This is a genomic window from Cupriavidus alkaliphilus (assembly GCF_014191175.1).
Taxonomy (GTDB): domain Bacteria; phylum Pseudomonadota; class Gammaproteobacteria; order Burkholderiales; family Burkholderiaceae; genus Cupriavidus; species Cupriavidus alkaliphilus.
On the sequence record NZ_JACHWE010000001.1, the window covers coordinates 917466 to 940952 of the forward strand.

Sequence of the window (23487 nt, forward strand, 5' to 3'; positions counted from 1 at the left end):
CGCCCAGGCGCGAGCGGCGATCCACCCTGAATTCCCGACATGGCGACTATCCCCTCCGACACCCGCAACGTCCAGCCCCCGAGCCGCATGGGCGACATCCTGTTCGGCGGCCTGACGCGGGGCGCCGCGATCGTGACGCTGCTGCTGCTGGGCGGCATCATCGTCTCGCTCGCGATCAGCGCCTGGCCCTCGATCGAGGCCTTCGGCGCGCGCTTCCTGTGGTCCTCGGAGTGGGATCCCCCCGCCGATGTCTATGGTGCGCTGGTGCCGATCTACGGCACCATCGTGACCTCGCTGATCGCACTGATCATCGCGGTGCCGGTCAGCTTCGGCATCGCCCTGTTCCTGACCGAGCTGTCGCCAGCCTGGCTGCGCCGCCCGCTCGGCACCGCCATCGAGCTGCTGGCCGCGGTGCCGTCGATCGTCTACGGCATGTGGGGCCTGCTCGTGTTCGCGCCGATCTTCGGCGAATATTTCCAGAAGCCCCTGGCCGCCACGGTGGGCCAGTTGCCGGTGGTCGGCAAGCTGTTCCAGGGCGCGCCGCTGGGCATCGGCCTGCTGTGCGCGGGCGTGATCCTGGCGATCATGATCATTCCGTACATCGCCTCGGTGATGCGCGACGTGTTCGAAGTCACCCCGGTGCTGCTCAAGGAATCCGCCTACGGCGTGGGCTGCACCACCTGGGAAGTGATGTGGAACGTGGTGCTGCCCTACACCCGCGCCGGCGTGATCGGCGGCGTGATGCTGGGCCTGGGCCGCGCGCTGGGCGAGACCATGGCCGTCACCTTCGTGATCGGCAACACCAACCTGCTGGACAGCGCCTCGCTGTTCTCGCCGGGCAACAGCATTACCTCGGCGCTCGCCAACGAGTTCGCCGAAGCCGGCGCCGGCCTGCATACCGCCGCGCTGATGGAGCTGGGCCTGATCCTGTTCTTCATCACCTTCGTGGTGCTGGCGCTGTCCAAGCTGCTGCTGCTGCGACTGGCCAAGAATGAGGGCGCAAAATGAGCCAAGCGAGCCAAGCCATGTCTTCCGTATCGATTCCCGCCGTCCGTCCCGATGCCGATGCCGTGCGCGCGCGCCTGCAGGGCCGCCGCCGCCGCGTCAACCTGTACGCGCTGAGCGCCTCGCTGGTGGCGATGGGCTTCGGCCTGTTCTGGCTGGCGTGGATCCTGTGGACCACCGTCACGCTGGGCGTCGGCGGGCTGTCGCTGGACCTGTTCACGCAGATGACGCCGGCCCCTAATACCGCCGGCGGCGGCCTCGCCAATGCCATCTTCGGCAGCTTCGTGATGGTCGGCATGGCCACGCTGTTCGGCACGCCCCTGGGCATCCTGGCGGGCATCTACCTGGCCGAGTACGGCAAGAGCTCGCCGCTGGCCAGCCTGATCCGCTTTATCAACGACATCCTGCTGTCGGCGCCGTCGATCGTGATCGGCCTGTTCGTCTACGCGCTGGTGGTGACCCGCATGGGCCACTTCTCGGGCTGGGCCGGCATCTGCGCGCTGGCGCTGCTGCAGGTGCCGATCGTGGTGCGCACCACCGAGAACATGCTGAACCTGGTGCCCAACGCGCTGCGCGAGGCCGCCTTCGCCCTGGGCACGCCCAAGTGGAAGATGGTGCTGTCGATCACGGTGAAGTCATCGTACGCGGGAATTGTGACCGGCGTATTGCTGGCCGTGGCCCGTATCGCCGGCGAAACCGCGCCGCTGCTGTTCACCGCGCTGTCCAACCAGTTCTGGACCACCGACCTGAACAAGCCGATGGCCAACCTGCCGGTGACGATCTTCCGGTTTGCCATGAGCCCGTTCACCGAATGGCAGCAACTGGCCTGGGCGGGTGTGTTCCTGATTACGATCGGCGTGCTGGCCCTGAATATCCTGGCGCGCATCCTGTTCAAGAAATAAGCGGCGCGCCCGTCATCCGGACCGCCCCAAGACTGCAAGCGAGAAAACGCAATGACCTCCACCGTCATCGACATTCCCGATTCGGTTCGCGCCAAGATCGACGTGCGCAACCTGAACTTCTACTACGGCCAGTTCCATGCCCTGAAGAACATCAACATGTCGATCCCGGACCGCAAGGTCACGGCCTTCATCGGCCCGTCGGGATGCGGCAAGTCGACGCTGCTGCGCACCTTCAACAAGATGTACGCGCTCTATCCCGAGCAGCGCGCCGAGGGCGAGATCAACATGGACGGCGACAACCTGCTGACCGCCAAGCAGGATATCGCGCTGCTGCGCGCCAAGGTCGGCATGGTGTTCCAGAAGCCGACGCCGTTCCCGATGTCGATCTATGACAACATCGCCTTCGGCGTGCGCCTGTTCGAGAAGCTGTCGCGCTCGGAAATGGACGACCGCGTGGAGTGGGCGCTGACCAAGGCGGCGCTGTGGAACGAGGCCAAGGACAAGCTGCACCAGTCAGGCTACGGCCTGTCCGGCGGCCAGCAGCAGCGCCTGTGCATCGCGCGCGGCATCGCCATCCGCCCCGAAGTGCTGCTGCTGGACGAGCCGTGCTCGGCGCTCGACCCGATTTCCACCGGCCGCATCGAAGAGCTGATCGCCGAGCTGAAGGACGAGTACACCGTGGTGATCGTGACGCACAACATGCAGCAGGCGGCGCGCTGCTCGGACTACACCGCCTACATGTACCTGGGCGAGCTGATCGAGTTCGGCGAGACCGAGAAGATCTTCATCAAGCCGCACCGCAAGGAAACGGAAGACTACATCACCGGCCGCTTCGGCTGACAGGCAGGGCAGGGACTAGCATATCCATAAGCGCCCAGGAGAATCCCATGACTGACAAGCACCTCTCGACCCAGTTCGACGCAGACCTCAACGCCATCAACACCAAGCTGCTGCAGATGGGCGGCCTGGTGGAGTCGCAGATCGAGCTGGCCATGCGCGCGCTGACCGACTTCGACGCCGAGATCGCCGACCAGGTGATCGCCCGCGAGATCCAGCTCAACGCGCTGGAAGTCGAGATCGATGCCGATTGCGGCAACATCATCGCCCGGCGCCAGCCGACCGCGCGCGACCTGCGCCTGGTGATGGCCATCTCCAAGACCATCACCAACCTGGAGCGCGCCGGCGACGAGGCCGAGAAGATCGCCAAGCGCACCAAGCACATCATGGAAGACGCGTCGGCGCACAGCATCAACTACGCCGAGGTCAAGCTCTCGGGCGAGATGGCGATTTCGCTGCTGCGCCAGGCGCTCGATGCCTTTGCCCGGCTGGATACGGTCGCGGCGGCGCGCATCGTCAAGGACGACAAGGCCATCGACGAGGAATTCCGCGGCTTCGTGCGCAAGCTGATCACGTACATGATGGAAGACCCGCGCACGATTTCGGTGGCGCTGGATTTCCTGTTCATCGCCAAGGCCGTGGAGCGCATCGGCGATCACGCCAAGAACATCGCGGAATTTATCATTTACATTGTCAAGGGGACGGACGTCCGCCATGTCTCGCGCGAGGACATGGAGCGCGAAGCGCTGAGCTGAGTACAGCCGCCCACGGAGAACCATACACATGCCAAGCAGTATTCTCGTTGTCGAAGACGAACCGGCGATCGCCGAACTGATCGCCGTGAACCTGCAGCACGCGGGGCATTATCCGATCCGGGCCTACAACGCCGAGCAGGCGCTGTCGCTGATGAGCGATGTGCTGCCCGACCTGGTGCTGCTCGACTGGATGCTCCCGGGCAAGTCAGGCGCGAACTTCGCCAAGGAGTTGCGCGCCAACGACCGCACCCGCCAGATCCCCATCATCATGCTGACCGCCCGCGGCGAGGAGCAGGACAAGGTGATGGGCCTCGAAGCCGGTGCCGACGACTACGTCACCAAGCCGTTCTCGCCCAAGGAGCTGCTGGCGCGGATCAAGGCCGTGCTGCGCCGCCGCGCGCCGCAGCTGACCGACGACGTGGTGGCGATCAACGGCCTGCGGCTGGACCCGGCCACGCACCGCGTGACCGGCCAGGACGAGAGCGGCCCGATCAAGCTGGACCTGGGGCCCACCGAGTTTCGCCTGCTGCACTTCCTGATGACGCATCCGGAGCGCGTGCACAGCCGCTCGCAGCTGCTCGACCAGGTCTGGGGCGACCACGTCTTTGTCGAGGAGCGCACGGTCGACGTCCATATCAAGCGCCTGCGCGCCGCGCTGACGCCGGGCGGCTACAGCAACATGATCGAAACCGTGCGTGGCAGCGGCTACCGGCTGGCGCGCACCCCTGGCGCCTGAACCGCCGCACGGGTCTCAAGCCGCTGGCAGGGCGCGGCGAAATCGTGGCACACTCCGTCGCAACCCTGCAGGCAGCCGTTTCCATGGCTGGCTGCGAGCCTGAACCCTGCGCATGAATGTCATCTGGGCCCGTTCTGCGGCCATCCTGATCAGCCTGCTGGTGCTGTCCGCCGGCGTCTACCTGGTCGCCGGCCCCGTGCCGGCGCTGGCCCTGGCCTGCGTTTCCCTGCTCGGCCTGCTGTTCTACTACCTGTACCAGATCAACCGGCTGTGGAAGGTGCTGGACGCGCCCGTCTACGGCGAGATCCCGAGCGCGCTCGGCCTGTGGGGCGAGGTGTATTACCGCCTGCACCGGCTGGTCAAGCGCTGGCGCACCCAGGTGCTGCAGGTGGAGCAGCAGCACACGCGCTTCATCCAGGCGATCCAGGCCTCGCCCAACGGCGTGCTGATGCTCGATGACGCCGACCAGATCGAGTGGTGCAACGACGTCGCCGAGCAGCATTTCGGCCTGAACGCGCGGCGCGACGTGCGCCAGCGCATTACCCACCTGATCCGCCGGCCGGAGTTCGTCCACTACCTGACCCGGCAACAGTTCGACGACCCGCTGGTGATGCGCGACATGGGCGAGCACAAGCACAGCGCGATCGCGGTGCAGATCCTGCCGTATGGCGACAACCGCAAGCTGGTGATCACCCAGGACATCACCAAGCTGGAAAACACCGAGGCGATGCGGCGCGACTTCGTCGCCAATGTCTCGCACGAACTGAAGACCCCGCTGACCGTGATGACCGGCTTCCTCGAGACCGTGCGCGACCTGCCGGTGTCGGAGGAGGACCGGCGCCGCTACATCGACATGATGCTGGCGCAGTCGGTGCGGATGCAGAGCATCGTCGAAGACCTGCTGGCGCTGGCCAAGCTGGAAAGCGACGCGCAGCCGCCGGGACATGACGTGGTGCCGATGCGCGCCATGGTGGCGCACCTGATGCACGACGCCGAGGCGCTGTCGCAGGGACGGCACCACGTCGCGGCCGAGATCGATCCGACCGTGGGCATGCGTGGCGCGGAAACCGAGCTGATGTCGGCGCTGGGCAACCTGGTATCGAACGCGGTGCGCTACACGCCGGAAGGCGGGCGCATCACCATGCGGCTCGCGTGGGAAGACGGCCACGCGGTGTTCTCGGTGGCCGATACCGGCCTGGGCATCGCGGCCGAACATATTCCCCGGCTGACCGAGCGCTTCTACCGCGTCGACCGCAGCCGTTCGCGCGACACCGGCGGCACCGGCCTTGGGTTGGCCATCGTCAAGCACGTGCTGTCGCGCCACCATGCCGAACTGCGCGTCACCAGCGAGGAGGGCCGGGGCAGCGTGTTCCGCGTGGTGTTCCCGCTCGAGCGCAGCCTGCGTTCCGCTGCCGCCAGCGCGGACAGCCCGGTGCCTGGCGCGGGTCCGACGGTAACGCCGCAGGCACCGGAAAATTCCCGGCGCGCAGCCTGATCCCAAAGAAAAACCCCGCCGCGGCGGGGTTTTTCCTTGCCTGCGAGGGGCGGTTCAGGGCGTGCCGCCGAACATCACCAGCAGATCGTTCTGGCTGACGTGCGGATGCTTGGAGCGCGTCTGCGTGCGCACGTAGTTGCCGTCGGACTGCATGATCCACGCCGAGGCATTGTCGCGCAGGTGGACCTGCAGGCTTTCCTTGATGACGCGCGCCTTCAGCGCCTTGTCCAGCACCGGGAACGCGACTTCCACGCGGCGGAACAGGTTGCGGTCCATCCAGTCGGCGCTGGACAGGTAGAGCACCTCTTCGCCGGCGGCGTGGAAGTAATAGACGCGGTGGTGTTCGAGGAAGCGCCCGATGATCGAGCGCACCGAGATGTTCTCGGACATGCCCGGCACGCCCGGCATCAGCGCGCACACGCCGCGCACGATCAGGTCGATCTTCACGCCGGCGCGCGAGGCCTTGTACAACTCGTCAATGATCGACGGTTCCAGCAGCGCATTCATCTTGGCGATGATGCGTGCCGGCTTGCCTGCGCGCGCGTTGCGGGCCTCGGCGCGGATATGGTCGACCAGATTGCTCTGCATGGTGAACGGCGACTGCCACAGGTGGTTCAGCCGGATCGTGCCGGCGGTGCCGGTCAGCAGCTGGAACACATGGTGCACGTCTTCGCAGATGGCCTCGTCAGCGGTCAGCAGCCCGAAGTCGGTATAGAGGCGGGCCGTGCGCGGGTGGTAGTTGCCGGTGCCCAGGTGGGCATAGCGGCGCAGCTTGACCTGCTTTGCCTTGGGCCCGGTGGGCTCGCGCCGCACGATCAGCAGCATCTTGGCGTGGCACTTGTGCCCGACCACGCCGTAGATCACGTGCGCGCCGGCGGACTCGAGCCGCTCGGCCCAGTTGATGTTGGTTTCCTCGTCGAAGCGCGCCAGCAGCTCCACCACCACCGTCACTTCCTTGCCGTTGCGCGCCGCGGTCATCAGCGCTTCCATCACCAGCGATTCGTTGCCGGTGCGGTAGACCGTCTGCTTGATCGCGACCACGTTGGGATCGGCCGCGGCCAGCTGCAGCAGGTCTAGCACCGAACTGAAGCTCTCGTACGGATGGTGCAGCAGTATGTCCTGCTGGCGCATCACGTCGAACATCGACGCACCGCCGGAAAAGGCCTTGACCGGCGCCGGCACGTACGGCGGAAACTTGAGCGCCGGCCGGTCGACCATGTCGGGGATCTGCATCAGCCGCACCAGGTTCACCGGGCCGGAGACGCGGTACAGGTCCTGTTCGGCCAGCCCCGATTCCAGCAGCAGCCGGCGCGCCAGCGGCGCCGGCGTATCCGACGAGATTTCCAGCCGCACCGTGTCGCCGAAATGGCGCGCGGGCAGCTCGCCCTGCAGCGCTTCGCGCAGGTCGGTGATGTCGTCTTCCGAGACGAACAGGTCCGAGTTGCGCGTGACGCGGAACTGGTAGCAGCCATGCACGGCGATGGCGGGAAACAGCTCGTGCACGAAGCCCTGCATGAACGATGACAGCATGACAAAGCCGTACGGATAGCCCGACAGCTTCTCCGGCATCTTGACCACGCGCGGCAGCGCGCGCGGCGCCTGCACGATGGCGAGATCGGCGTCGCGCCCGAAGGCGTCCTTGCCGGACAGTTCCACCACGAAATTCAGGCTCTTGTTGAGCACGCGCGGGAAGGGGTGGGCCGGGTCCAGCGCGATCGGGGTCAGCACCGGCGCCAGTTCGCGCTGGAAGAACTCGCGCGCCCATTCACGCTGGCCGTCGGTCCAGGTGGTGGTCAGGTGGAAAAAGACCCCTTCTTTTTCAAGTAGTGGAAAAATGGTGTTCTGCAGCATGTCATACTGCGAGGCCACAAGCCGTTGCGTGCGCTCGGTGACCAGCTGGTAGGTCTGCTGGAAGGAAAGACCGTCCGGCGTCAGGCCCGAGGCATTGTCGCGCATCTGTTCCTTCAGGCCCGCCATGCGGATTTCAAAGAACTCGTCCAGGTTGCTGGACACGATGCAGATGAACTTGAGCCGTTCCAGCAGCGGGACTTTCGGGTCCGCGGCTTGCGCCAGCACGCGGGCATTGAATTCCAGGATGCCCAGTTCGCGATTGAGCAGCGTACTGGACGGAGTCGTCGACATGGTCATGACCTTCTTTTGGTAATGTGGCGACTTTTTCATAGAATCGTGTCACTTTCATGACAGTTTGATTTTGTCATGATGCCGACATGACCATGACATATTTTTCCCGGGCGCGAATCGCGGCAGGCCGAGGCACCAGCGTGTCCCTGCCGCGCTTCGCAACGCCAATGCGAACCTGCCCTCCAAGCACACGATGAACAACACTCCACGCCTGCTGGCCGCCGTCGACATGGGCTCGAACAGCTTCCGTCTGATGATCGGGCGGGTGGACGAAACCCCGACGGCCAATGGCCCGGCCAGCCAGATCTTCCAGGTGGACGCGCTGCGCGAGCCGGTGCGGCTGGCGGCCGGGCTTACCCCCGACAAATACCTGGACCAGCCCGCCCGGCGGCGCGGCATCGATGCGCTGCGCCGCTTCGGCGACCGCCTGCGCGAGTTCGCGCCCGGGCAGGTGCGCGCCGTTGCCACCAATACGTTGCGCGTGGCCCGTAACGCTTCCGAATTCCTGATCGAGGCCGAAGGCGCGCTGGGCTTCCCGATCGAAGTGATCGCCGGGCGCGAGGAGGCGCGGCTGATCTACCTGGGCGCCTCGCACGATGCGCCGGCCTGCCAGGGCAACCGACTGGTGGTCGATATCGGTGGTGGCTCGACCGAATTCATCATCGGCAACGGCTACCAGTCCAAGCTGATGGAAAGCCTGTATATCGGCTGCGTCTCGCACAGCCGCCAATTCTTCCCCAGCGGCAATGTCGACGAATACGCGATGAAGCAGGCCGAGCTGGCGGCGCGCCGCGAGATCCAGGTGCTGGTGCGCCAGTACCGTGCCGCGGGCTGGGAGCAGGCGGTGGGCTCGTCCGGCACCGCGCGCGCGCTGGCCGAGCTGATCGAGCTCAACGGCATGAACGACAGCAATGCCGAGCACGGCATCACGCGCGAAGGGCTGGAGCGCCTCAAGCGTGCGCTGATCAAGGCCGAGAACACCAATCGCGTCAAGCTGACCGGGCTCAAGCCGGACCGCATCCCGGTGCTGCCGGGCGGGCTGTCGATCATGCTGGGCGTGTTCGCCGAACTCGATATCGAGCGCATGGACGTGACCGACGGCGCGCTGCGGCTGGGCGTGCTGTACGACCTGCTCGGACGCAGCCACCATGAGGACATGCGCACGGTCACGGTGGACCAGTTCATGCGCCGCTATGGTGTCGACCGCGCGCAGGCCAGCCGCGTGCGGCGCACCGCGCAAACGCTGCTGTCACAGTTTCCGGATCCGGCCAACGAACGGCGCGAGGACAACCTCGCGCTGCTGGGCTGGGCCGCCAGCCTGCATGAGATCGGCATGTCGATCTCGCACAGCGGCTACCACAAGCATTCCGCCTACATCGCCACGCATGCCGACATGCCGGGCTTTTCCAAGACCGACCAGGCGCGGCTGGCGACGTTGCTGCTGGGCCATGCGGGCAAGCTGGGCAAGCTGTCGGGCAGCGGCAAGTTCGTCGACTGGCGCATGCTGTTCAGCCTGCGCCTGGCCTTTGTGCTGTGCCGGCGCCGCTCCGACGTGGCGCTGCCGGACATCCGTGTCACGCAACTGGCCGAAGCGCTGGACGAAGGCTTTACCGTGCGCCTGCCGAAGGCGTGGATCGACGCCAATCCGCTGATCGAATACAGCCTGGCGCAGGAAGCCGACGAATGGCAGCGCATCGGCAAGCGCTACAAGGTGGTCTACGACTGAGAGGGAAGGGGGCGGCCGGCCGCCGATGCGGCGGCCGTTACCGGAAGGGCTTCCGCGCGTGCGCGCCGCTCAGGCGGCGTTGTTCAGGCCCAGGAAGTGGCGGGCGTAGCGCGGATTCATGTCGTTCACGCGCAGCAGCGTGAGGAAGTCCGCCACGTTGAAGTCCGGGTCCCAGGCGGGCTGGCCGCAGATCTTCGCGCCCAGGCGCAGGTAGCCCTTGATCAGCGCGGGCGGCTCGACCGCCAGCTGCTGGTTCAGGTCTTCCACCGGCAGCGGCAGGCGCGGGAAGGCGTGGTACTCGATCGGTGCCAGCGAGCGCTCGGTGAACAGCCGGTGCAGGCTGGCCGCATAGTGGCCGCCGTCGCTCATCGGCACGCTGGCGCAGCCCAGCATCGATTCGATGCCCCAGCGCTGCAGGTACTCGCCCAGCCCGCCCCACAGCGCCATGATGACGCTGCCGGAGCGGTAGTCGCGGTGCACGCACGAGCGGCCCAGTTCCAGCATCTTCGGGCGCAGGTGCGACAGGCGCACCAGGTCGAATTCCGATTCGGCGTACAGGCAGCCCAGGCGCTTGGCCTGGTGCGGCGGCAGCACGCGGTAGGTGCCGACCACGCGCAGCGTGGCCATGTCGCGCACGATCAGGTGGTCGCAGTAGGCATCGAACATGTCGATGTCCAGTTCGGGCACCGAAGACGTCAGGCGCGCGCCCATTTCCTCGGCAAAGACCTTGTAGCGCAGGCGCTGGGCCTCGACTACTTCATCCTGGTGGCGCGCCCACGCCACGCTGAGAACAGGCGACTCATGTGCAGGTGTATCCGATGGGCGATGAAGACGCCTCCGCGCCGTCTGGCCGCCGAGGCCATTGGGCAGGGAGTCGAAGAGCGGCTGGGTAGGCGTCGGCAGATCTCGCATCAGTATGTCCTTTTGGTGACGAAACTGTTGCGATGCAATGTAGTGAGGGCCGGTGACAATGCCGTGACCCGGCGATGACGGTTGCGTGACTTCGGCAGCCGGGCCGGTCCGGGAGGGCTTCCGGGGGCACACCGGTCGGTGCCGCACCCCCGCAGGTCTCAGAGGAATTCGGGGTTGATGACCGCGCGCAGCACCGTCTGGGCTTCGCTTTCGCGGGTACGGCCGGTCAGCCACCAGACGCCGCCCTTGCGCACGCTCCAGTCCATTTCGGTGCCCGCCAGCAGCAGGCTGGCGACGCGGCCGATCCAGGGCTGGTGACCGACCACCACCACGTGCTCGGTGCGCTCCGGCCATTCGACCGCGGCCAGCACGGCGCTGACGTCGGCGCCGGGGGCCAGGGCATCCAGGATTTGTGCGTCGCCGGTCAGCGCCGCCGCCGTTTCGCGGGCGCGCACGGCGGGGCTGCACACGATGCGGGTATCGGCTGGCAGGTGGGCGCGCAGCCATTTGGCCGAGGCCTCGGCCTGCTTGCGGCCGCGGCGAGTCAGCGGCCGCTGCAGATCGGCATGGCGGCTAAGGCTGAGGGCGTCGGGGAGGTCTTCGGCTTCGGCATGGCGCCACAGGATCAGGTTCATGTCGGACGGGGCAATGAGCTTGCTTCGAGTATGGTGAAGCGGCCCGACCGGCGCAAGCGCGGCGCAAACAAAAGCGGGCTGCCGGTCAGGGCAGCCCGCAAGCGTATCCGGGCGCGGTGTCAGCGGCGTGACAGCGCGTCGGCGCAATACAGCGGCGGCGCCGATGGCAATGCGTTGCCATCGGCGCCGTCGGGAAACTCAGGACTTGTGGCGGAAGTTGATGCGCCCCTTGGTCAGGTCGTAGGGCGACATTTCCAGGGTCACGCGGTCGCCGGCCAGGATGCGGATGCGGTGCTTCTGCATCTTGCCCGAAGCGTATGCCCAGATTTCAACGCCGTTTTCCAGCGTGACACGATAGCGGTTGTCAGGCAGGGCTTCCGACACCACGCCGCCAAATTCAATGAGTTCTTCCTTAGCCAATCTGTCTTCCTTTTCGGCAGCCAGCGAAGGCTGCATGGTTACGTTTTCAAAAAATCTGTTCGCTTCCGCCGCAACGTCAACCCACCGCGGCACCTTGCGCCGATACGGCCATTCGCGCCTGAGGCGGTCGAGGGCAGGGCGCGCATGCCGCGGCTGGCGCCTGCATGACCGGATCAACCGGCGGCGTCAGCGGTGTCGCCCTGCGGGCGCGGATTGCTTGGGCGAAAACCTGGTCGCTGACAGCCGGAGAGGCCGTGTGCTTCGCGGAGCAGGCGGGCAGGTGTACCCGGTGGTTCGCCAGTTCGGTGTCGTCGCGGATGGCCCGCGCCGGCGGCTGCTGTTCGCTCGCAGGAGCGCGCTGGTGAGAACGCCCGGTTACAGGGATGCTCGGACACCCCGGGGGCTACTGCGACATTGTATCACGTACGCAGATGCAGCATTGCCGGCGCGTCGGTTGCACCCGTGGCGGGTGCGGCGCTTAGAAGTGGCGATAAAGGCGCAAACTGGCTCGGGGTCCGCTTGGTATTTGAGCCATATGAGCTAGAACTAACGCGTACGGCCGTGCCGGGCCGGATCTCGCAAGGAGACTGCCATGGAACTCCATCTGGAATCGCACCGCTTTGTCCGCTGTCGCCCCGACTGGCGCGCCGCGGTGCTGGCGGGGCTGATTGCGGGCGCGGTCTACATGGTGCTGGAGCTGCTGACCGCGCGCTTTCTGCTGTACCAGGGCGCCTGGGGCACCGTGAAGATGGTTGCCGCCATCATCCTGGGCCGTGAGGCGCTGTCGGCCGATGCCTTCAACTGGACCATCGTGCTGGCCGCGGGCACGGTGCATTTTGCCTTGTCGATCATCCTGGCGGGGGCGCTGGCGCTGATCCTGTCGTCGTTCCGGCTCGACACCAGCCTGGGCCTGGCCTCGGTGGTCGGGATCGTCTTCGGCGTGGTGGTGTACCTGATCAACTTCTATGTGCTGGGGCGCTATATGAACTGGTTCGACGAAGCGCGCGGCTGGGAGAGCCTGTTCGCGCATGCGCTGTTCGGGCTGGTCGCGGCCGATGTGTACTGCAACCTGGAGCGGCGGCGCGGCGAAGCGCAGGCGCAGGCGCAACCCCCCGCCTGAACCGTTTAGCCCATCTGGCGGATATGACGATTAACGCGCTCGCACTACGCTAGAGGCAAACGATCATAGCGGCTGGCGCCTGGCAGGTCCGCGCACAGCCACACCGGAGTGCCCATGCGGGTCGCAATCGTCAGTACCGAAACCACCGGGCTCACGCCAGCCGATGAGCCCGTCAGCATCGGCTTGCTGCTGGTCGAGGTGTCGCCGCGCGCCGGCGGCCTGCTGGGCGAAGTGGCGGAGTACTACGGTTCGCAGGAGCCGACCGTGCCGATCAGCGCGGCGGCCACCGATACCCATGGCCTGACCGCCGACATGCTGCGCGGGCGCCGCTTCGACCTCGGCGCGATCCGCGCCATTGTCGACGAGGCCGAGGTGCTGGTGGCCCACGGCGCCGCTTTCAACGCCAGGATGCTGGAAAAAGTGCTGCCCGGCATCCAGCACAAGCGCTGGCGCTGCTCGGTGCGGCAGGTGCGCTGGTCCCAGTATTTCCACGCCGCCAACCACAAGCTCGATACGCTGTGCGAGCACCTGAACATCTTCCGTCCCCGGCCGCAGGTGGCTTTGGATGATTGCCTGGCGCTGTCCAAGCTGCTGTTCCGGCCGATCGGCGCCACCCAGCAGGCGACGCCGATGGGCTTCCTGCTGGCCGAGGCCGATTTCGCGATGAGCGCCGCACCGCACGCCGGCAGCGCGCCGGCAGCGCCGCCCCTGGCGCCAGCGCCGGAGGCCGCGTCTTCCTGGATGCCGCAAGTCGAAGCCAGCCAGCACGGCCCCGGGCGGGGGCTGGTGATGGCGGCCGTGATACTGCTGCTGTGCGCCGGCGCGGTGATCTGGCCGGACTTGTTCCCGTGGTGACAGGGCGCTTGCAAGCGCCGCATGGCTGTCTTGCGCGGGGGCGCCGGCAAAAGAAAAACGGCCTGGATCTTTCGATCCAGGCCGTTGTTTCCATTACGTATTTCTGGTCGGAGCGATAGGATTCGAACCTACGACCCTCTGATCCCAAATCAGATGCGCTACCAGGCTGCGCTACGCTCCGAAGCCGGCCATTGTAGCCGCGTCCGCGAGCCAAGGTCAATGTGCGTCGATGCCAGCGGGTTCGGGCCGCCCCGGGCGTGCCGCGATGTTCCCCCTTCTGGCGGGGGCGCTTTGTCTTGACTTGGGTTTGCGCGCTGCGATAATCCGCACACCGCTCCAGTCCGACCGGCGTGCTGTTGGGAACGCCCGGTTTTGCGTAGTTCCTTCCGGACTGACCTGATCACCACAACAAGAACGGCGCTCCCCGCCTTGGGCGAGCGGCTCGGTCTGCCTTCGCTCGCCAAAAGGCGTCAAGGGCGGCCTGAAGCAGGAGGTGCGGCATTCGATAACAACGATCCGGCACAGGATCGGCAAAGAAGCAGGGAAGCGCAGTGGCACGCGGAGCGCCGCTGCTTGCCTTGGACGGGAATAAAGATGTTTCAGTCGCACGTGGTTGTGCTCATCGCGGGGCTGTTTGCCTTGCAGATGGCGGTGGTTTGCGTGGTGTTGCGCCGGTCGTCGGGCATGGAGCGCAGCGGCCTGACATCCTGGGCGCTGGGCAGCGTGCTGGCGGCCTTTGCCGCGGCGCTGGCGGCGGTGCAGGCATTGCGGCCGATGTGGCTGGTGCCGGAGTCGACCGACCTGGCGCTGCTCGCCGCGCTTTCGGTGATGGCGGTGGGCGCGCGGCACTTTGCGCAGCGGCCGGGCCGTGCCGCGGGCTTGCTGGGGCTGAACCTTGCCGCCGCGGCAGCGGTGGCCGGGGGCGACCTGGCGCCGCGCTACCTCGCCACGGCCGTGGCGCTGCCCGATCTGGCGCCGGTGCTGAGCGCCTGCCATATCGTGCTGCTGCTGGATCTCGCGCGCAGCGTGGTGCCGTCGGTGCCGGCCACGCGCGGCACCGGCCGGCTGGCGGCGTGGTCGCTGGCGGCGATCACGATCTCCGCCGCGGCCATCAACGCCTGGACCGTGCTGCGGCCGCTGGCGGCGATGGCGCAGGGCGGCGCCTGGCCGCGGCCGATGCCGTGGGATGGCGAGCTGGCCATGTTCAACGTCTTCGCTTTGGTCGGGGTATCGGTCAGCTTTGCGCTGATGGCGCACGACCGGCTGCGCCGCATGCTGGAGCGGCGCGCGCGGCACGACGACCTGACCGATGTGCTGCTGCGCGGCGCCTTCTGGGAGGCACTGGAGGCCGCCTGCCTGCAGGCCGAGCGGCAGCGCAAGCCGATGACGGTCGCGTTTGTCGATCTTGATCACTTCAAGGCCATCAACGATGTCTATGGCCACCTGGCCGGCGACAGCGTGCTGCGGCACTTTGCCGGCCTGTTGCGCAAGACGCTCGGACACGGCGACCTGGCGGGGCGCCTGGGCGGCGAGGAATTCGCCATCGTGATGCCGGATACCGCGCTGGAAACCGGGCGGCTTGCCTGCCTGCGGCTCGCCACGGCGGTGCGCGCCACGCCTTGTCCGTCCGAACCCGATCCCATCGCTTATACCGTCAGCATCGGCGTGGCCGCGCGGCAGCCTGGCGAGGGTGCCGACGCGCTGATGCGCCGCGCCGACCGGGCCCTGTATGACGCCAAGCTGAAGGGGCGCAACTGCGTGTCGCTGCACCCGGTGGGCGGCGATAACGCAGCGCCGGCCGCCGATGCCGCTGAAGGCACTGGCCGCTATGTCACGCGCGGCCAGCCGCGCGTTGCCTCCTGACGCGCACGGCTTGTCACCGCGGCCGGGTGCTGCGGTAGAATGCACGCCTTCGCGTCCTTAGCTCAGTTGGATAGAGCACTCGCCTTCTAAGCGAGCGGTCAGAGGTTCGAATCCTCTAGGACGCGCCAGTCTTGCAAGGGCGGGCCATGGCTTCGCCCGCCGCAACAGTCCTTGTCACTTTCGCCGCTTGCCGGTCGCTGACCCTCCGCTTCCCCCTCGCCAACGCCGTTATCCCTGCGGACGTACACGGCCAATCGCTGTGGCATCCGGCCATCATGGTCCATGTAGCGATAAGCATACCTTTTGAGGTTGTTCCTGCCTCAGCCCTCATCTAGACTGGATTTCATCCGTCCATGCGGCCAGTACTTAACCTGGCCTGGCGAATGCGCGGCGGCGAGGTTTGCCGGTCCTGGGTCTTGAGAATGATCTGCAGGGAGACAAGCGATGATGCCCACGCCAACTTCAGAGAGAGTGCTGTCGCGCGGACTACTCGATGTGCTGATCCGCGCCGGGCTGATCGCGGTGCTTGCGATCTTCTGCTTCCGCATATTCCAGCCCTTTCTCGATCTCATCGTCTGGTCGGTGATCCTCGCGGTAACCATCTATCCCATGCAGGTCAGGCTCCGGCGCCGGCTGGGCAACAAGGACGGACGCGCCGCCACGCTGATCGTGCTGGTCTCCATTGCCATCATCGCGCTGCCGGCATACCTGTTGGGCGCCGCCATGGTCGATTCGGTCGGCAATGCCATGGCCATGGTCAAGAAAGAGGGCATGCATATCCCGCCACCGGCCGAGTCCGTCGCCACCTGGCCGCTGGTGGGCCAGCGCGTGTACGACGTCTGGCTGCAGGCCGCTTCCGACCTGACCGGTGCGATCCAGGCGCACGCGCCGCAGGTCAAGGAAGCCAGCCTGGTCGTGCTGGGCGCCGCCGCGGGCATTGGCAAGGGGCTGCTGATTTTTGTCTTCGCTTTGATTATTGGCGGCATCTTCATGGCATACGGCGAGGCCGGCCACCGCAGCGCGGTGCAGATTGCCGCGCGCGTGTTTGGCCCGGAACGGGGGCAGCGCATCGCCTCGCTGTGCACGGCGACCATACGCGCGGTGGCCCAGGGCGTGGTCGGCATTGCCTTTATCCAGATGCTGCTGATCGGCGTGGCCTTCGTGATCAAGGGGATCCCGGCCGCGGGCTTGCTGGCCATGGCGGTGCTGCTGCTGGGCATTGCTCAGTTGCCGGCCACGCTGATCACCGTGCCGGTGATCATCTATGTATTTGCCAGCGAAGGGGCCAGCGTGGCTACCATCGTCTTCGCCATGTATGTGTTCGTGGCGGGACTGGCCGATAACGTGCTCAAGCCGCTGTTGCTGGGGCGTGGCGTCGACGTGCCGATGCCGGTGGTGCTGGTCGGGGCGCTGGGCGGAATGGTGACCGGCGGCGTGATCGGCCTGTTCATCGGCCCGGTGGTGCTGGCGGTCGGCTATCAGCTGTTCTGGCAATGGGTGGAAGATCCGCCGCATCAGAGCGGGGCAGGCAACCAGCCACAGACCTGAAGCGATACGGCCCCATGCCGCGCTGGCAGCATCCTTTGCGCGCATTGCTGGCCTGCGCCTGCTGCGTTGGCGGCTGCGCGCGCCTGGGGCCTGACTTCCAGCCGCAGGCTGAGCCCTGGACGCAGCAGTGGCGCAGCCCGGCGCTCGAGCAGGCAACCGTGCAGGGGGCGCTGCCCGACATCCGCGAATGGTGGCAGGTCTTCGGCGACCCGGTGCTCGAGCGCCTGATCGCTGAAGCCGATGCCCACAATGCCGGCCTGAAGATCGCTGGCCTGCGCGTGATGGAAGCGCGCGCGCAGCTGGGCATCGCCCAGAGCGGACGCTATCCGCAATTGCAGCAGGCCAGCGCCGATGTCCTGTACACCGACCGCCGGCAGGCCGGCGGCCGCAATCCGCAGAACAATCGCTTCTGGCAATACAGCGCCGGCTTCGACATCGGCTGGGAGCTGGATTTCTGGGGGCGCTTCAGCCGCGCCATCGAATCTGCCGATGCCGCCTACTTCGCCGCCCGCGCCAACCGCGACGATGGCCTGGTATTGCTGCGCGCCCAGGTGGCGGAAACCTACTTTGCGTTGCGCACGGCCGAGGCTCGCCTGCGCATCGCCCGCGACAACGCGGCGCTGCAGCGGCGCAGCCTCGAAATCACCGAACGCTTGTTCAAGAGTGGCGAGACCGACGAGCTCGACCTGCAGCAAGCGAAGACGCAGTATCTGGGCACCCTCGGCACTATCCCGGAATTTGAAAGCCAGATCACGCGCACCCGCAATGCCCTGGCGGTGCTGATAGGCCGCCCGCCGGGGCCATTGCCGGAGTTGCCGGAACTGAGCGGCCAGGAAGGCGTGATTCCGCTGATCGATCGCGCCGTGCTGCAGGACGTGCCGGCCAGCCTGCTGCAGCGCCGTCCGGATATCCGCGCCGCCGAGCTGCAGATCGCCGCGCAATCGGCGCTGGTCGGCGTGGCCGAGGCCGATCTGTATCCGTCGCTGACGCTGCTGGGCAGCATTGTGTGGTCCGCCAGCACGCTGGCAGGCACGCCCAACAGCCTGGCGCTGGTCGGCGGCCCAAGCCTGCGCTGGAACATTTTTGACTACGGGCGCATCCGCAACACCGTGCGCGTGCAGGACGCCCGGCTGCAGCAACTGATCGTCGCCTATCAGGAGGCCGTGCGCCAGGCGGCGCGCGAAGCGGACGATGCGGCGAGTGCGCTGGTCAAGGCGCTGGAGCGCGAGCAGATCCTGCGTGACAGCGCGCTGGCCGCGAGGCGTTCCCTGACGCTGGCCAGCGCGCTTTACCGCGAGGGCTACTCGGACTTCCAGCGCGTGCTCGATGCGCAGCGCGCGCTGGCGACCCAGCAGGACGCCTACGTGGTCAACCGCAGCAATGCGGTCAGCGACCTGATCGCCGTGTACAAGGCGCTCGGCGGCGGCTGGTCGGGCGCGCCGCCGCTGCTTGACCCCGCCACCCGCCGGCAGATGCAGCAACGCACCGACTGGGGAACGCTGCTGGATGAGCCGGCGCCGGCCCCAGCCTCCGTGACAGTCAACGATAACCCACTGAGCGAGCGCCGATGAGCGACACCCCGCAACCTTCCGCCGCATCCCCGGCTGCGCCTGCCGCTGCCCCCGCAGCGCCGGCGCCCGCTGCCGACGCGTCAAGAAAGGGCGTGCGCTGGATCCTGCTGCTGATCGTGATCAGCCTCGCCTGGTACCTGCTGGCCGACCGCCTGACCCCTTACACGCAACAGGCGCGGGTGCAGGCCTTCGTCGTGCCGGTTGCCGCCGAGGTGTCCGGGCGCGTGACCAAGGTGAATGTGCGCAACAATCAGGACGTCGCCGCGGGCACGGTGCTGTTCGAGGTGGATCCCCAGCACTACAAGATTGCCGTGGACCGCGCCCGCGCTGACCTGGAGTCCACGCGCCGGCAGGTCGGCGCCGGCACCGCGGGCATCGAGTCGGCGCAGGCATCGCTGCGCGCGGCCCGCGCCAACGAGGTCAAGGCGCGCCAGGATAGCGAGCGCCTCGAGCGGTTGTACCGCGAAGACGCGGGCACCATTTCCCTGCGGCGCCTGGAGGTGGCGCGGGCCGGCCTCGAGCAGGCCGTCAGCCAGGTCGCCGCTGCCCGGGCCGAGGTGCAGCGGGCGCGCGAGCAGCAGGGCGGCAGCGAGGAGGACAACGCCAAGCTGCGCAGCGCCGCCACGGCCCTGGAAAAAGCCGAGCTCGACCTTGCCAATACGCAGGTGCGGGCGCGCGCCGCCGGGCTGGTCACCGACCTGCGCACCGACGTCGGACAGTTTGCCGCTGCCGGCAATCCGGTCATGACGCTGATCGCCATCCACGATGTGTGGGTCAGCGCCGAAATGACCGAGAACAACCTGGGCCGCGTCGAGCCCGGCACGCCGGTCGCGGTCGTGCTGGATGCCTTGCCGGGCCGGGTCTTCGAAGGCCGCGTGCGCAGTGTCGGCTACGGCGTCAACGTGGGGCCGGGCACGCCGCCGGGCAGCCTGCCGACGGTGCAGAACAGCCGCGACTGGCTGCGTCCGGCGCAACGCTTCCCGGTCATTGTCGAGATTGACCGGAAAGAACTGGCGGCGCTTCGCGGCATTCGCGTGGGCGGGCAGGCCGAGGTAATGGCGTTTCCCACCGAGGGCAATCCGCTCAATCCGCTGGGCCGCCTGTTCCTGTACCTGATGAGTTGGCTGTCCTATGTCTACTGACCGCCGGGCACTGCCGTTGCCCGCCCCCGATCCACGCGCGCGGCGCTCGCTGAGGCTGGCCAGCGGGACCGCGCTGTGCCTGGCGGCCAGCTTTGGCCTGGGCCTGCCGGTGCCCATGGTCACGCCGGTGCTCGGCGTGTTCCTGTTGACGAGCCTGAACCGTCCGATGTCGCCCGGCGCCGGGCTGGGCCTGGCGCTGGTCGTGATGCTGACCACGGGCACCGGCCTGCTGCTGGTCCCGATCCTGCGCTATTACCCCGCCAGTGGCGTGCTGCTGGTCAGCCTGTGCCTGTTCTTCGCCTTTCGCTATGGCCTGCGCGGCGGCAACGGCCTGGTGTCGACCTTCCTGGTGGTAGGACTGACCATGATTTCCGCGGCGGGCACCTTTGACTTCGGGCTGGCGGTGACGGTCATCGAAGCGCTGGTCAAGGGCTTGCTCGTTGCCGTGATGGCGCTCGGGCTTGGCCACTGGCTGTTTCCCGAGCCGGCAGGCGCGGGGGCACCGCCTGCGCCGGCGGCCCTGCCGGAAGACCAGGCTGCCCGGATCGCGCTGCGCGCGGCGCTGGTGGTCATGCCGGCGTTCCTGCTGGCGCTGAACGATCCGGCGGCGTACCTGCCGATCATCATGAAAGCGGCCACGCTGGGCCGGCAAAGCTGCACCGTCTCGGCACGCGGCGCGGGGCGCGAACTGCTTGGCTCGACCCTGCTTGGCGGTGTGCTGGCGATTCTGTTCTGGGCCGCGCTCAGCCTGTTCGTGCATCTGTGGATGTATTTCCTGTGGATGCTGCTGTTCGGCCTGCTGGTGGCGCGCAAGCTATATGGCCTCAGCCCGTCGCGGTATCCGCCGGGCTTCTGGGTCAATACCCTCGTGACGCTGATTATCCTGCTGGGCCAGTCCGTGCAGGACAGCGCCGCCGGGAAGGACGTCTATACCGCCTTTGCCGTGCGCATGGGCCTGTTTGTCGGCGTCACGCTGTATGCCTGGCTGATGGTCGCATGGCTCGATCAGCCGCGCGGCGCACGGCAGCTCTCCGGCTGAAGCGGGCGATCATGCTGCGCAACCTGGCGGTCGGCCTTCCCGTGATGCTGGTCTGCCTGCTGTTGCAGGCGGTCTTTGTGGCCATCTGCCTGCGCTATTACGTGCGCTTCAAGCACGCGCGGCAGGGGCGCGTATCGCTGGGTCAGGAGATCATGCTGCTGTCGGTGGTGATGGTGATGACCCTGTTCGGCAATTTCGTGCAGATGGCGATCTGGGCCATCCTGTTCATGCTGCTGGGCGAGTTCGCCGATTTCACCACCGCGCTGTATCACTCGGGCGTCAACTTTGCCACGCTGGGCTATGGGGATATCGTCATGTCGCCCACGTGGCGGCTGCTGGGGCCGCTGGAAGCGGCCAACGGCATCCTGATGTTGGGCGTCTCCAGTTCCGTGATGACCGCGGCGGTGCTGGACGTGACCAAGTTCAACGTGGCCAGCCTGGGCGAGGACGCCGAGCCCTAGCGCAAGGATGCCGCGCCCGGCGCGGGCGCGTCGCGGTCCTGGCGGGGTGCCGGCGGCGCCGGCACGATTCGCGTTTTTGCCGCACAATACGGCCTGCGCGCCGCACAGGAGCACGCTGGATCGATCAGAGGCGAGGACCCTACCTCGCCCGTCAGCGGGCGGCATTTCGTTGAACTTCCTGCATCCTGTACATGGCCGCCCCACATGCACAATCCGCCGCGGATCCAGACCGCGGCGCCGACGCTTCCCTGTCTTCCCGCGATCACAACCCGGCCGGCCGGCTGCCCCTGCTGGCGCTTGGCGTCGGCAGTTTCGGCATCGGCACCGGCGAGTTCGTGATCATGGGCCTGCTGCCCGATGCCGCGACCGACCTCGGCATCTCGATCCCGCAAGCCGGCCACCTGATCAGCGCCTATGCGCTCGGCGTGGTCGTCGGTGCGCCGCTGCTGGCGGTGCTGGGCGCACGCTGGCCGCGGCGCAACCTGCTGATCGCACTGATGGCGGTGTTTGCCGCCGGCAATATCGCCAGCGCGCTGGCGCCGTCGTACCTGTCGATGATGGTCGCGCGCCTGCTGACGGGTTTTCCGCACGGCACGTACTTCGGTGTGGCGGCGCTGGTTGCCGCCAGCCTGGTCGCGCGCGCGCGGCGCGCGCAGGCGGTAGGGCTGGTGATGCTGGGCCTGACCACCGCCACGCTGGTCGGCGTGCCCATCGCCGCCGCGGTCGGCACGTGGCTGGGCTGGCGCTCGGCCTTCGTGATCGTCGGTGCGCTCGGCGCGCTGACGGCGCTGCTGGTATGGCGCTGGGTGCCGTTCGTGCCGGCTGACCGGCGTGCCAGCCCGCTGCGCGAGTTGTCGGCGCTCGGGCGCAAGCAGGTCTGGCTGACGCTGGGTATCGGCGCGATCGGGTTTGGCGGCATGTTCTCGGTGTTCAGCTATATCAAGCCGACCATGCTGGAGCTGGCGCATATGCCGGCGGCTGGCATCCCGGTGGTGCTGGCGCTGTTCGGCATCGGCATGGTGGCGGGCAACCTGGCCGGCGCCAGGCTGGCCGACAAGGCGCTGATGCCCACGGTGGGCGGCGTGCTGGTCTGGACCGCGCTGGTGCTGGGCGCCTTTACCTTGACCGCGTCGCATGCCTGGCTGGCGGCGTTCAATGTGCTGCTGGTGGGCACCGCGGTGGCGCTGGGCCCGGCGCTGCAGATCCGGCTGATGGACGTCGCCGGCGACGCCCAGACGCTGGCCGCTGCGCTCAATCATTCGGCCTTCAACCTGGCCAATGCGCTGGGCGCCTGGCTGGGCGGGCTGACCATCGCCGCCGGCTTCGGCTGGGAGTCGACCGGCTGGGTCGGCTTGCTGCTGGCGCTTGGCGGGCTGGTGATCTATGCCGGGTCGATGCTGAGCATGGAGCGGCGCGTCCCCGCCGCGGCGTAGCACGCTGGCGTGCGCGCCTTCGGAATCCCGAAGCAAAAAGGGGTGCCATACCGGCACCCCTTTTTTATTGCGCGTGTTGCCGGCGCCGGATTTACTCCGCGTCGGCCACGCTCGCGCCAACCACGTTGAAGCCGCCGTCGACGTAGGTGATCTCACCGGTCACGCCGCTGGCCAGGTCCGACAGCAGGAAGGCGGCGACGTTGCCGACTTCTTCGATGGTGACATTGCGGCGCAGCGGCGCGGCTTCCTCGAAGTGGCCGAGCAGCTTGCCGAAGCCCTTGATGCCGGAAGCCGCCAGGGTCTTGATCGGACCGGCCGAGATGCCGTTGGCGCGGATGCCGCGCGGGCCGACCGACGAGGCCAGGTAGCGTACGCTGGCTTCCAGCGACGCCTTGGCCAGGCCCATGGTGTTGTAGTTGGGGACAACGCGCTCGGCGCCCAGGTAAGTCAGCGTCAGCAGCGAGGCCTTGTCCGACAGCAGCGGCAGGGCGGCCTTGGCCAGCGCCGGGAAGCTGTACGCGGAAATGTCGTGGGCGATGCGGAAGCCTTCGCGCGACAGGCCGTCGAGGAAATCGCCGGCGATCGCTTCACGCGGCGCGAAGCCGATCGAATGCACCAGGCCGTCGAACTTTTCCCAGCGCTGGCCCAGCGCGGCGAAGGTGGCGGCAATCTGCTCGTCGCTGCCGACGTCGCATTCGAAAACCAGGTCGCTGCCGAATTCCTTGGCAAAGTCGCTGATCCGGTCCTTGAACCGTTCGCCGACGTAGGTGAAGGCCAGTTCGGCGCCTTCGCGCTTGCACGCCGAGGCAATGCCATAGGCGATCGAGCGGTTCGAAAGCAAGCCGGTGATCAGGATCCGCTTACCTGCCAGAAATCCCATAAATTCTCCA

At 67.2% G+C, this 23487-nt stretch carries 21 protein-coding genes and 2 tRNA genes; 17 read left to right on the forward strand and 6 right to left on the reverse strand.

The window, feature by feature from the left end:
- Positions 1–39 precede the first annotated feature (39 nt).
- From pstC to phoR, 6 genes are all read left to right on the forward strand, one after another.
- Complete coding sequence (pstC, locus tag FHX60_RS04385; protein WP_112774024.1) at positions 40–1008, forward strand: phosphate ABC transporter permease PstC; 969 nt, start codon at positions 40–42, stop codon at positions 1006–1008.
- On the forward strand, positions 1005–1907 hold the full coding sequence (pstA, locus tag FHX60_RS04390; protein WP_112774025.1) for a phosphate ABC transporter permease PstA: 903 nt from the start codon (positions 1005–1007) through the stop codon (positions 1905–1907). Before pstC ends, pstA begins: the two co-directional genes overlap by 4 nt.
- Positions 1908–1958: 51 nt before the next feature.
- A complete protein-coding gene (gene pstB, locus FHX60_RS04395; protein WP_012353223.1) occupies positions 1959–2747 on the forward strand; it encodes a phosphate ABC transporter ATP-binding protein PstB in 789 nt (262 codons plus the stop codon).
- 47 nt (positions 2748–2794) lie between these two features.
- A complete protein-coding gene (phoU, locus tag FHX60_RS04400; protein WP_018007821.1) occupies positions 2795–3499 on the forward strand; it encodes a phosphate signaling complex protein PhoU in 705 nt (234 codons plus the stop codon).
- Positions 3500–3527: 28 nt separating this feature from the next.
- Positions 3528–4235: a phosphate regulon transcriptional regulator PhoB gene (gene phoB / locus FHX60_RS04405; RefSeq protein ID WP_012353221.1), complete on the forward strand. Its 708-nt coding sequence runs from the start codon at positions 3528–3530 to the stop codon at positions 4233–4235.
- A gap of 112 nt (positions 4236–4347) precedes the next feature.
- On the forward strand, positions 4348–5730 hold the full coding sequence (gene phoR, locus FHX60_RS04410; RefSeq protein WP_092309391.1) for a phosphate regulon sensor histidine kinase PhoR: 1383 nt from the start codon (positions 4348–4350) through the stop codon (positions 5728–5730).
- Positions 5731–5784: 54 nt separating this feature from the next.
- On the opposite strand, the gene ppk1 is transcribed toward phoR, so the two are convergent.
- On the reverse strand, positions 5785–7911 hold the full coding sequence (gene ppk1, locus FHX60_RS04415) for a polyphosphate kinase 1 (protein ID WP_116601075.1): 2127 nt from the start codon (positions 7909–7911) through the stop codon (positions 5785–5787).
- 154 nt (positions 7912–8065) lie between these two features.
- Here ppk1 and ppx point away from each other — a divergent pair, with 154 nt between their 5' ends.
- A complete protein-coding gene (gene ppx, locus FHX60_RS04420) occupies positions 8066–9598 on the forward strand; it encodes an exopolyphosphatase (protein WP_112774028.1) in 1533 nt (510 codons plus the stop codon).
- Positions 9599–9667: 69 nt separating this feature from the next.
- On the opposite strand, the gene FHX60_RS04425 is transcribed toward ppx, so the two are convergent.
- From FHX60_RS04425 to infA, 3 genes are all read right to left on the reverse strand, one after another.
- Positions 9668–10510 carry a GNAT family N-acetyltransferase gene (locus FHX60_RS04425; protein ID WP_112774029.1) on the reverse strand — a complete coding sequence of 281 codons (843 nt, stop codon included), beginning with the start codon at positions 10508–10510 and terminating at the stop codon, positions 9668–9670.
- A gap of 158 nt (positions 10511–10668) precedes the next feature.
- Positions 10669–11145: a SixA phosphatase family protein gene (locus tag FHX60_RS04430; protein WP_092309379.1), complete on the reverse strand. Its 477-nt coding sequence runs from the start codon at positions 11143–11145 to the stop codon at positions 10669–10671.
- A gap of 198 nt (positions 11146–11343) precedes the next feature.
- Positions 11344–11565: a translation initiation factor IF-1 gene (gene infA / locus FHX60_RS04435; RefSeq protein WP_008641674.1), complete on the reverse strand. Its 222-nt coding sequence runs from the start codon at positions 11563–11565 to the stop codon at positions 11344–11346.
- A 592-nt stretch (positions 11566–12157) separates the two neighbouring features.
- Between infA and FHX60_RS04440 the strand changes: the two genes are divergently transcribed.
- Both FHX60_RS04440 and FHX60_RS04445 read left to right on the forward strand, forming a co-directional pair.
- A complete protein-coding gene (locus tag FHX60_RS04440; protein WP_183282622.1) occupies positions 12158–12685 on the forward strand; it encodes a cyclin family protein in 528 nt (175 codons plus the stop codon).
- A gap of 114 nt (positions 12686–12799) precedes the next feature.
- Positions 12800–13540, forward strand: a complete 741-nt coding sequence (locus tag FHX60_RS04445; protein WP_112774030.1) for a DNA polymerase III subunit epsilon — start codon at positions 12800–12802, stop codon at positions 13538–13540.
- A 104-nt stretch (positions 13541–13644) separates the two neighbouring features.
- On the opposite strand, the gene FHX60_RS04450 is transcribed toward FHX60_RS04445, so the two are convergent.
- A tRNA-Pro gene (locus FHX60_RS04450) sits at positions 13645–13721 on the reverse strand.
- A gap of 413 nt (positions 13722–14134) precedes the next feature.
- On the opposite strand from FHX60_RS04450, the gene FHX60_RS04455 reads away from it, so the two are divergent.
- From FHX60_RS04455 to FHX60_RS04490, 8 genes are all read left to right on the forward strand, one after another.
- Positions 14135–15403, forward strand: a complete 1269-nt coding sequence (locus FHX60_RS04455; protein WP_183282623.1) for a GGDEF domain-containing protein — start codon at positions 14135–14137, stop codon at positions 15401–15403.
- Positions 15404–15454: 51 nt separating this feature from the next.
- A tRNA-Arg gene (locus tag FHX60_RS04460) sits at positions 15455–15531 on the forward strand.
- A gap of 316 nt (positions 15532–15847) precedes the next feature.
- Positions 15848–16951 carry an AI-2E family transporter gene (locus tag FHX60_RS04465; protein ID WP_183282624.1) on the forward strand — a complete coding sequence of 368 codons (1104 nt, stop codon included), beginning with the start codon at positions 15848–15850 and terminating at the stop codon, positions 16949–16951.
- Positions 16952–16965: 14 nt separating this feature from the next.
- Positions 16966–18522, forward strand: a complete 1557-nt coding sequence (locus tag FHX60_RS04470; protein ID WP_183282625.1) for an efflux transporter outer membrane subunit — start codon at positions 16966–16968, stop codon at positions 18520–18522.
- Complete coding sequence (locus tag FHX60_RS04475; RefSeq protein ID WP_183282626.1) at positions 18519–19664, forward strand: HlyD family secretion protein; 1146 nt, start codon at positions 18519–18521, stop codon at positions 19662–19664. The genes FHX60_RS04470 and FHX60_RS04475 overlap by 4 nt, the downstream gene beginning before the upstream one ends.
- Positions 19654–20703: a DUF2955 domain-containing protein gene (locus FHX60_RS04480; protein ID WP_183282627.1), complete on the forward strand. Its 1050-nt coding sequence runs from the start codon at positions 19654–19656 to the stop codon at positions 20701–20703. Before FHX60_RS04475 ends, FHX60_RS04480 begins: the two co-directional genes overlap by 11 nt.
- Before the next feature lie 11 nt (positions 20704–20714).
- The gene (locus tag FHX60_RS04485) at positions 20715–21164 is read left to right on the forward strand and encodes an ion channel (protein ID WP_112774035.1); all 450 of its coding nucleotides are present in this window, start codon (positions 20715–20717) and stop codon (positions 21162–21164) included.
- 191 nt (positions 21165–21355) lie between these two features.
- Positions 21356–22597, forward strand: a complete 1242-nt coding sequence (locus tag FHX60_RS04490; RefSeq protein ID WP_183282628.1) for an MFS transporter — start codon at positions 21356–21358, stop codon at positions 22595–22597.
- A 91-nt stretch (positions 22598–22688) separates the two neighbouring features.
- Here FHX60_RS04490 and fabI read toward each other — a convergent pair whose 3' ends face one another.
- Entirely contained in the window at positions 22689–23477 is a 789-nt protein-coding gene (fabI, locus tag FHX60_RS04495) for an enoyl-ACP reductase FabI (RefSeq protein WP_092309352.1), read from the reverse strand.
- Positions 23478–23487 lie beyond the last annotated feature (10 nt).

What these genes read in the sequence shown, in the direction of transcription:
- FHX60_RS04440 (WP_183282622.1), top strand. Translation starts at nt 12,158, where the DNA reads ATGGAACTCCATCTGGAATCGCACCGCTTTGTCCGCTGTCGCCCCGAC.
- FHX60_RS04465 (WP_183282624.1), top strand. Translation starts at nt 15,848, where the DNA reads ATGATGCCCACGCCAACTTCAGAGAGAGTGCTGTCGCGCGGACTACTC.
- FHX60_RS04480 (WP_183282627.1), top strand. Translation starts at nt 19,654, where the DNA reads ATGTCTACTGACCGCCGGGCACTGCCGTTGCCCGCCCCCGATCCACGC.
- pstB (WP_012353223.1), top strand. Translation starts at nt 1,959, where the DNA reads ATGACCTCCACCGTCATCGACATTCCCGATTCGGTTCGCGCCAAGATC.
- fabI (WP_092309352.1), bottom strand. Translation starts at nt 23,477, where the DNA reads ATGGGATTTCTGGCAGGTAAGCGGATCCTGATCACCGGCTTGCTTTCG.
- FHX60_RS04485 (WP_112774035.1), top strand. Translation starts at nt 20,715, where the DNA reads ATGCTGCGCAACCTGGCGGTCGGCCTTCCCGTGATGCTGGTCTGCCTG.
- FHX60_RS04445 (WP_112774030.1), top strand. Translation starts at nt 12,800, where the DNA reads ATGCGGGTCGCAATCGTCAGTACCGAAACCACCGGGCTCACGCCAGCC.
- phoR (WP_092309391.1), top strand. Translation starts at nt 4,348, where the DNA reads ATGAATGTCATCTGGGCCCGTTCTGCGGCCATCCTGATCAGCCTGCTG.
- pstA (WP_112774025.1), top strand. Translation starts at nt 1,005, where the DNA reads ATGAGCCAAGCGAGCCAAGCCATGTCTTCCGTATCGATTCCCGCCGTC.
- FHX60_RS04490 (WP_183282628.1), top strand. Translation starts at nt 21,356, where the DNA reads ATGGCCGCCCCACATGCACAATCCGCCGCGGATCCAGACCGCGGCGCC.
- FHX60_RS04455 (WP_183282623.1), top strand. Translation starts at nt 14,135, where the DNA reads ATGTTTCAGTCGCACGTGGTTGTGCTCATCGCGGGGCTGTTTGCCTTG.
- phoB (WP_012353221.1), top strand. Translation starts at nt 3,528, where the DNA reads ATGCCAAGCAGTATTCTCGTTGTCGAAGACGAACCGGCGATCGCCGAA.
- FHX60_RS04475 (WP_183282626.1), top strand. Translation starts at nt 18,519, where the DNA reads ATGAGCGACACCCCGCAACCTTCCGCCGCATCCCCGGCTGCGCCTGCC.
- phoU (WP_018007821.1), top strand. Translation starts at nt 2,795, where the DNA reads ATGACTGACAAGCACCTCTCGACCCAGTTCGACGCAGACCTCAACGCC.
- ppx (WP_112774028.1), top strand. Translation starts at nt 8,066, where the DNA reads ATGAACAACACTCCACGCCTGCTGGCCGCCGTCGACATGGGCTCGAAC.
- ppk1 (WP_116601075.1), bottom strand. Translation starts at nt 7,911, where the DNA reads ATGAAAAAGTCGCCACATTACCAAAAGAAGGTCATGACCATGTCGACG.
- FHX60_RS04425 (WP_112774029.1), bottom strand. Translation starts at nt 10,510, where the DNA reads ATGCGAGATCTGCCGACGCCTACCCAGCCGCTCTTCGACTCCCTGCCC.
- pstC (WP_112774024.1), top strand. Translation starts at nt 40, where the DNA reads ATGGCGACTATCCCCTCCGACACCCGCAACGTCCAGCCCCCGAGCCGC.
- FHX60_RS04430 (WP_092309379.1), bottom strand. Translation starts at nt 11,145, where the DNA reads ATGAACCTGATCCTGTGGCGCCATGCCGAAGCCGAAGACCTCCCCGAC.
- FHX60_RS04470 (WP_183282625.1), top strand. Translation starts at nt 16,966, where the DNA reads ATGCCGCGCTGGCAGCATCCTTTGCGCGCATTGCTGGCCTGCGCCTGC.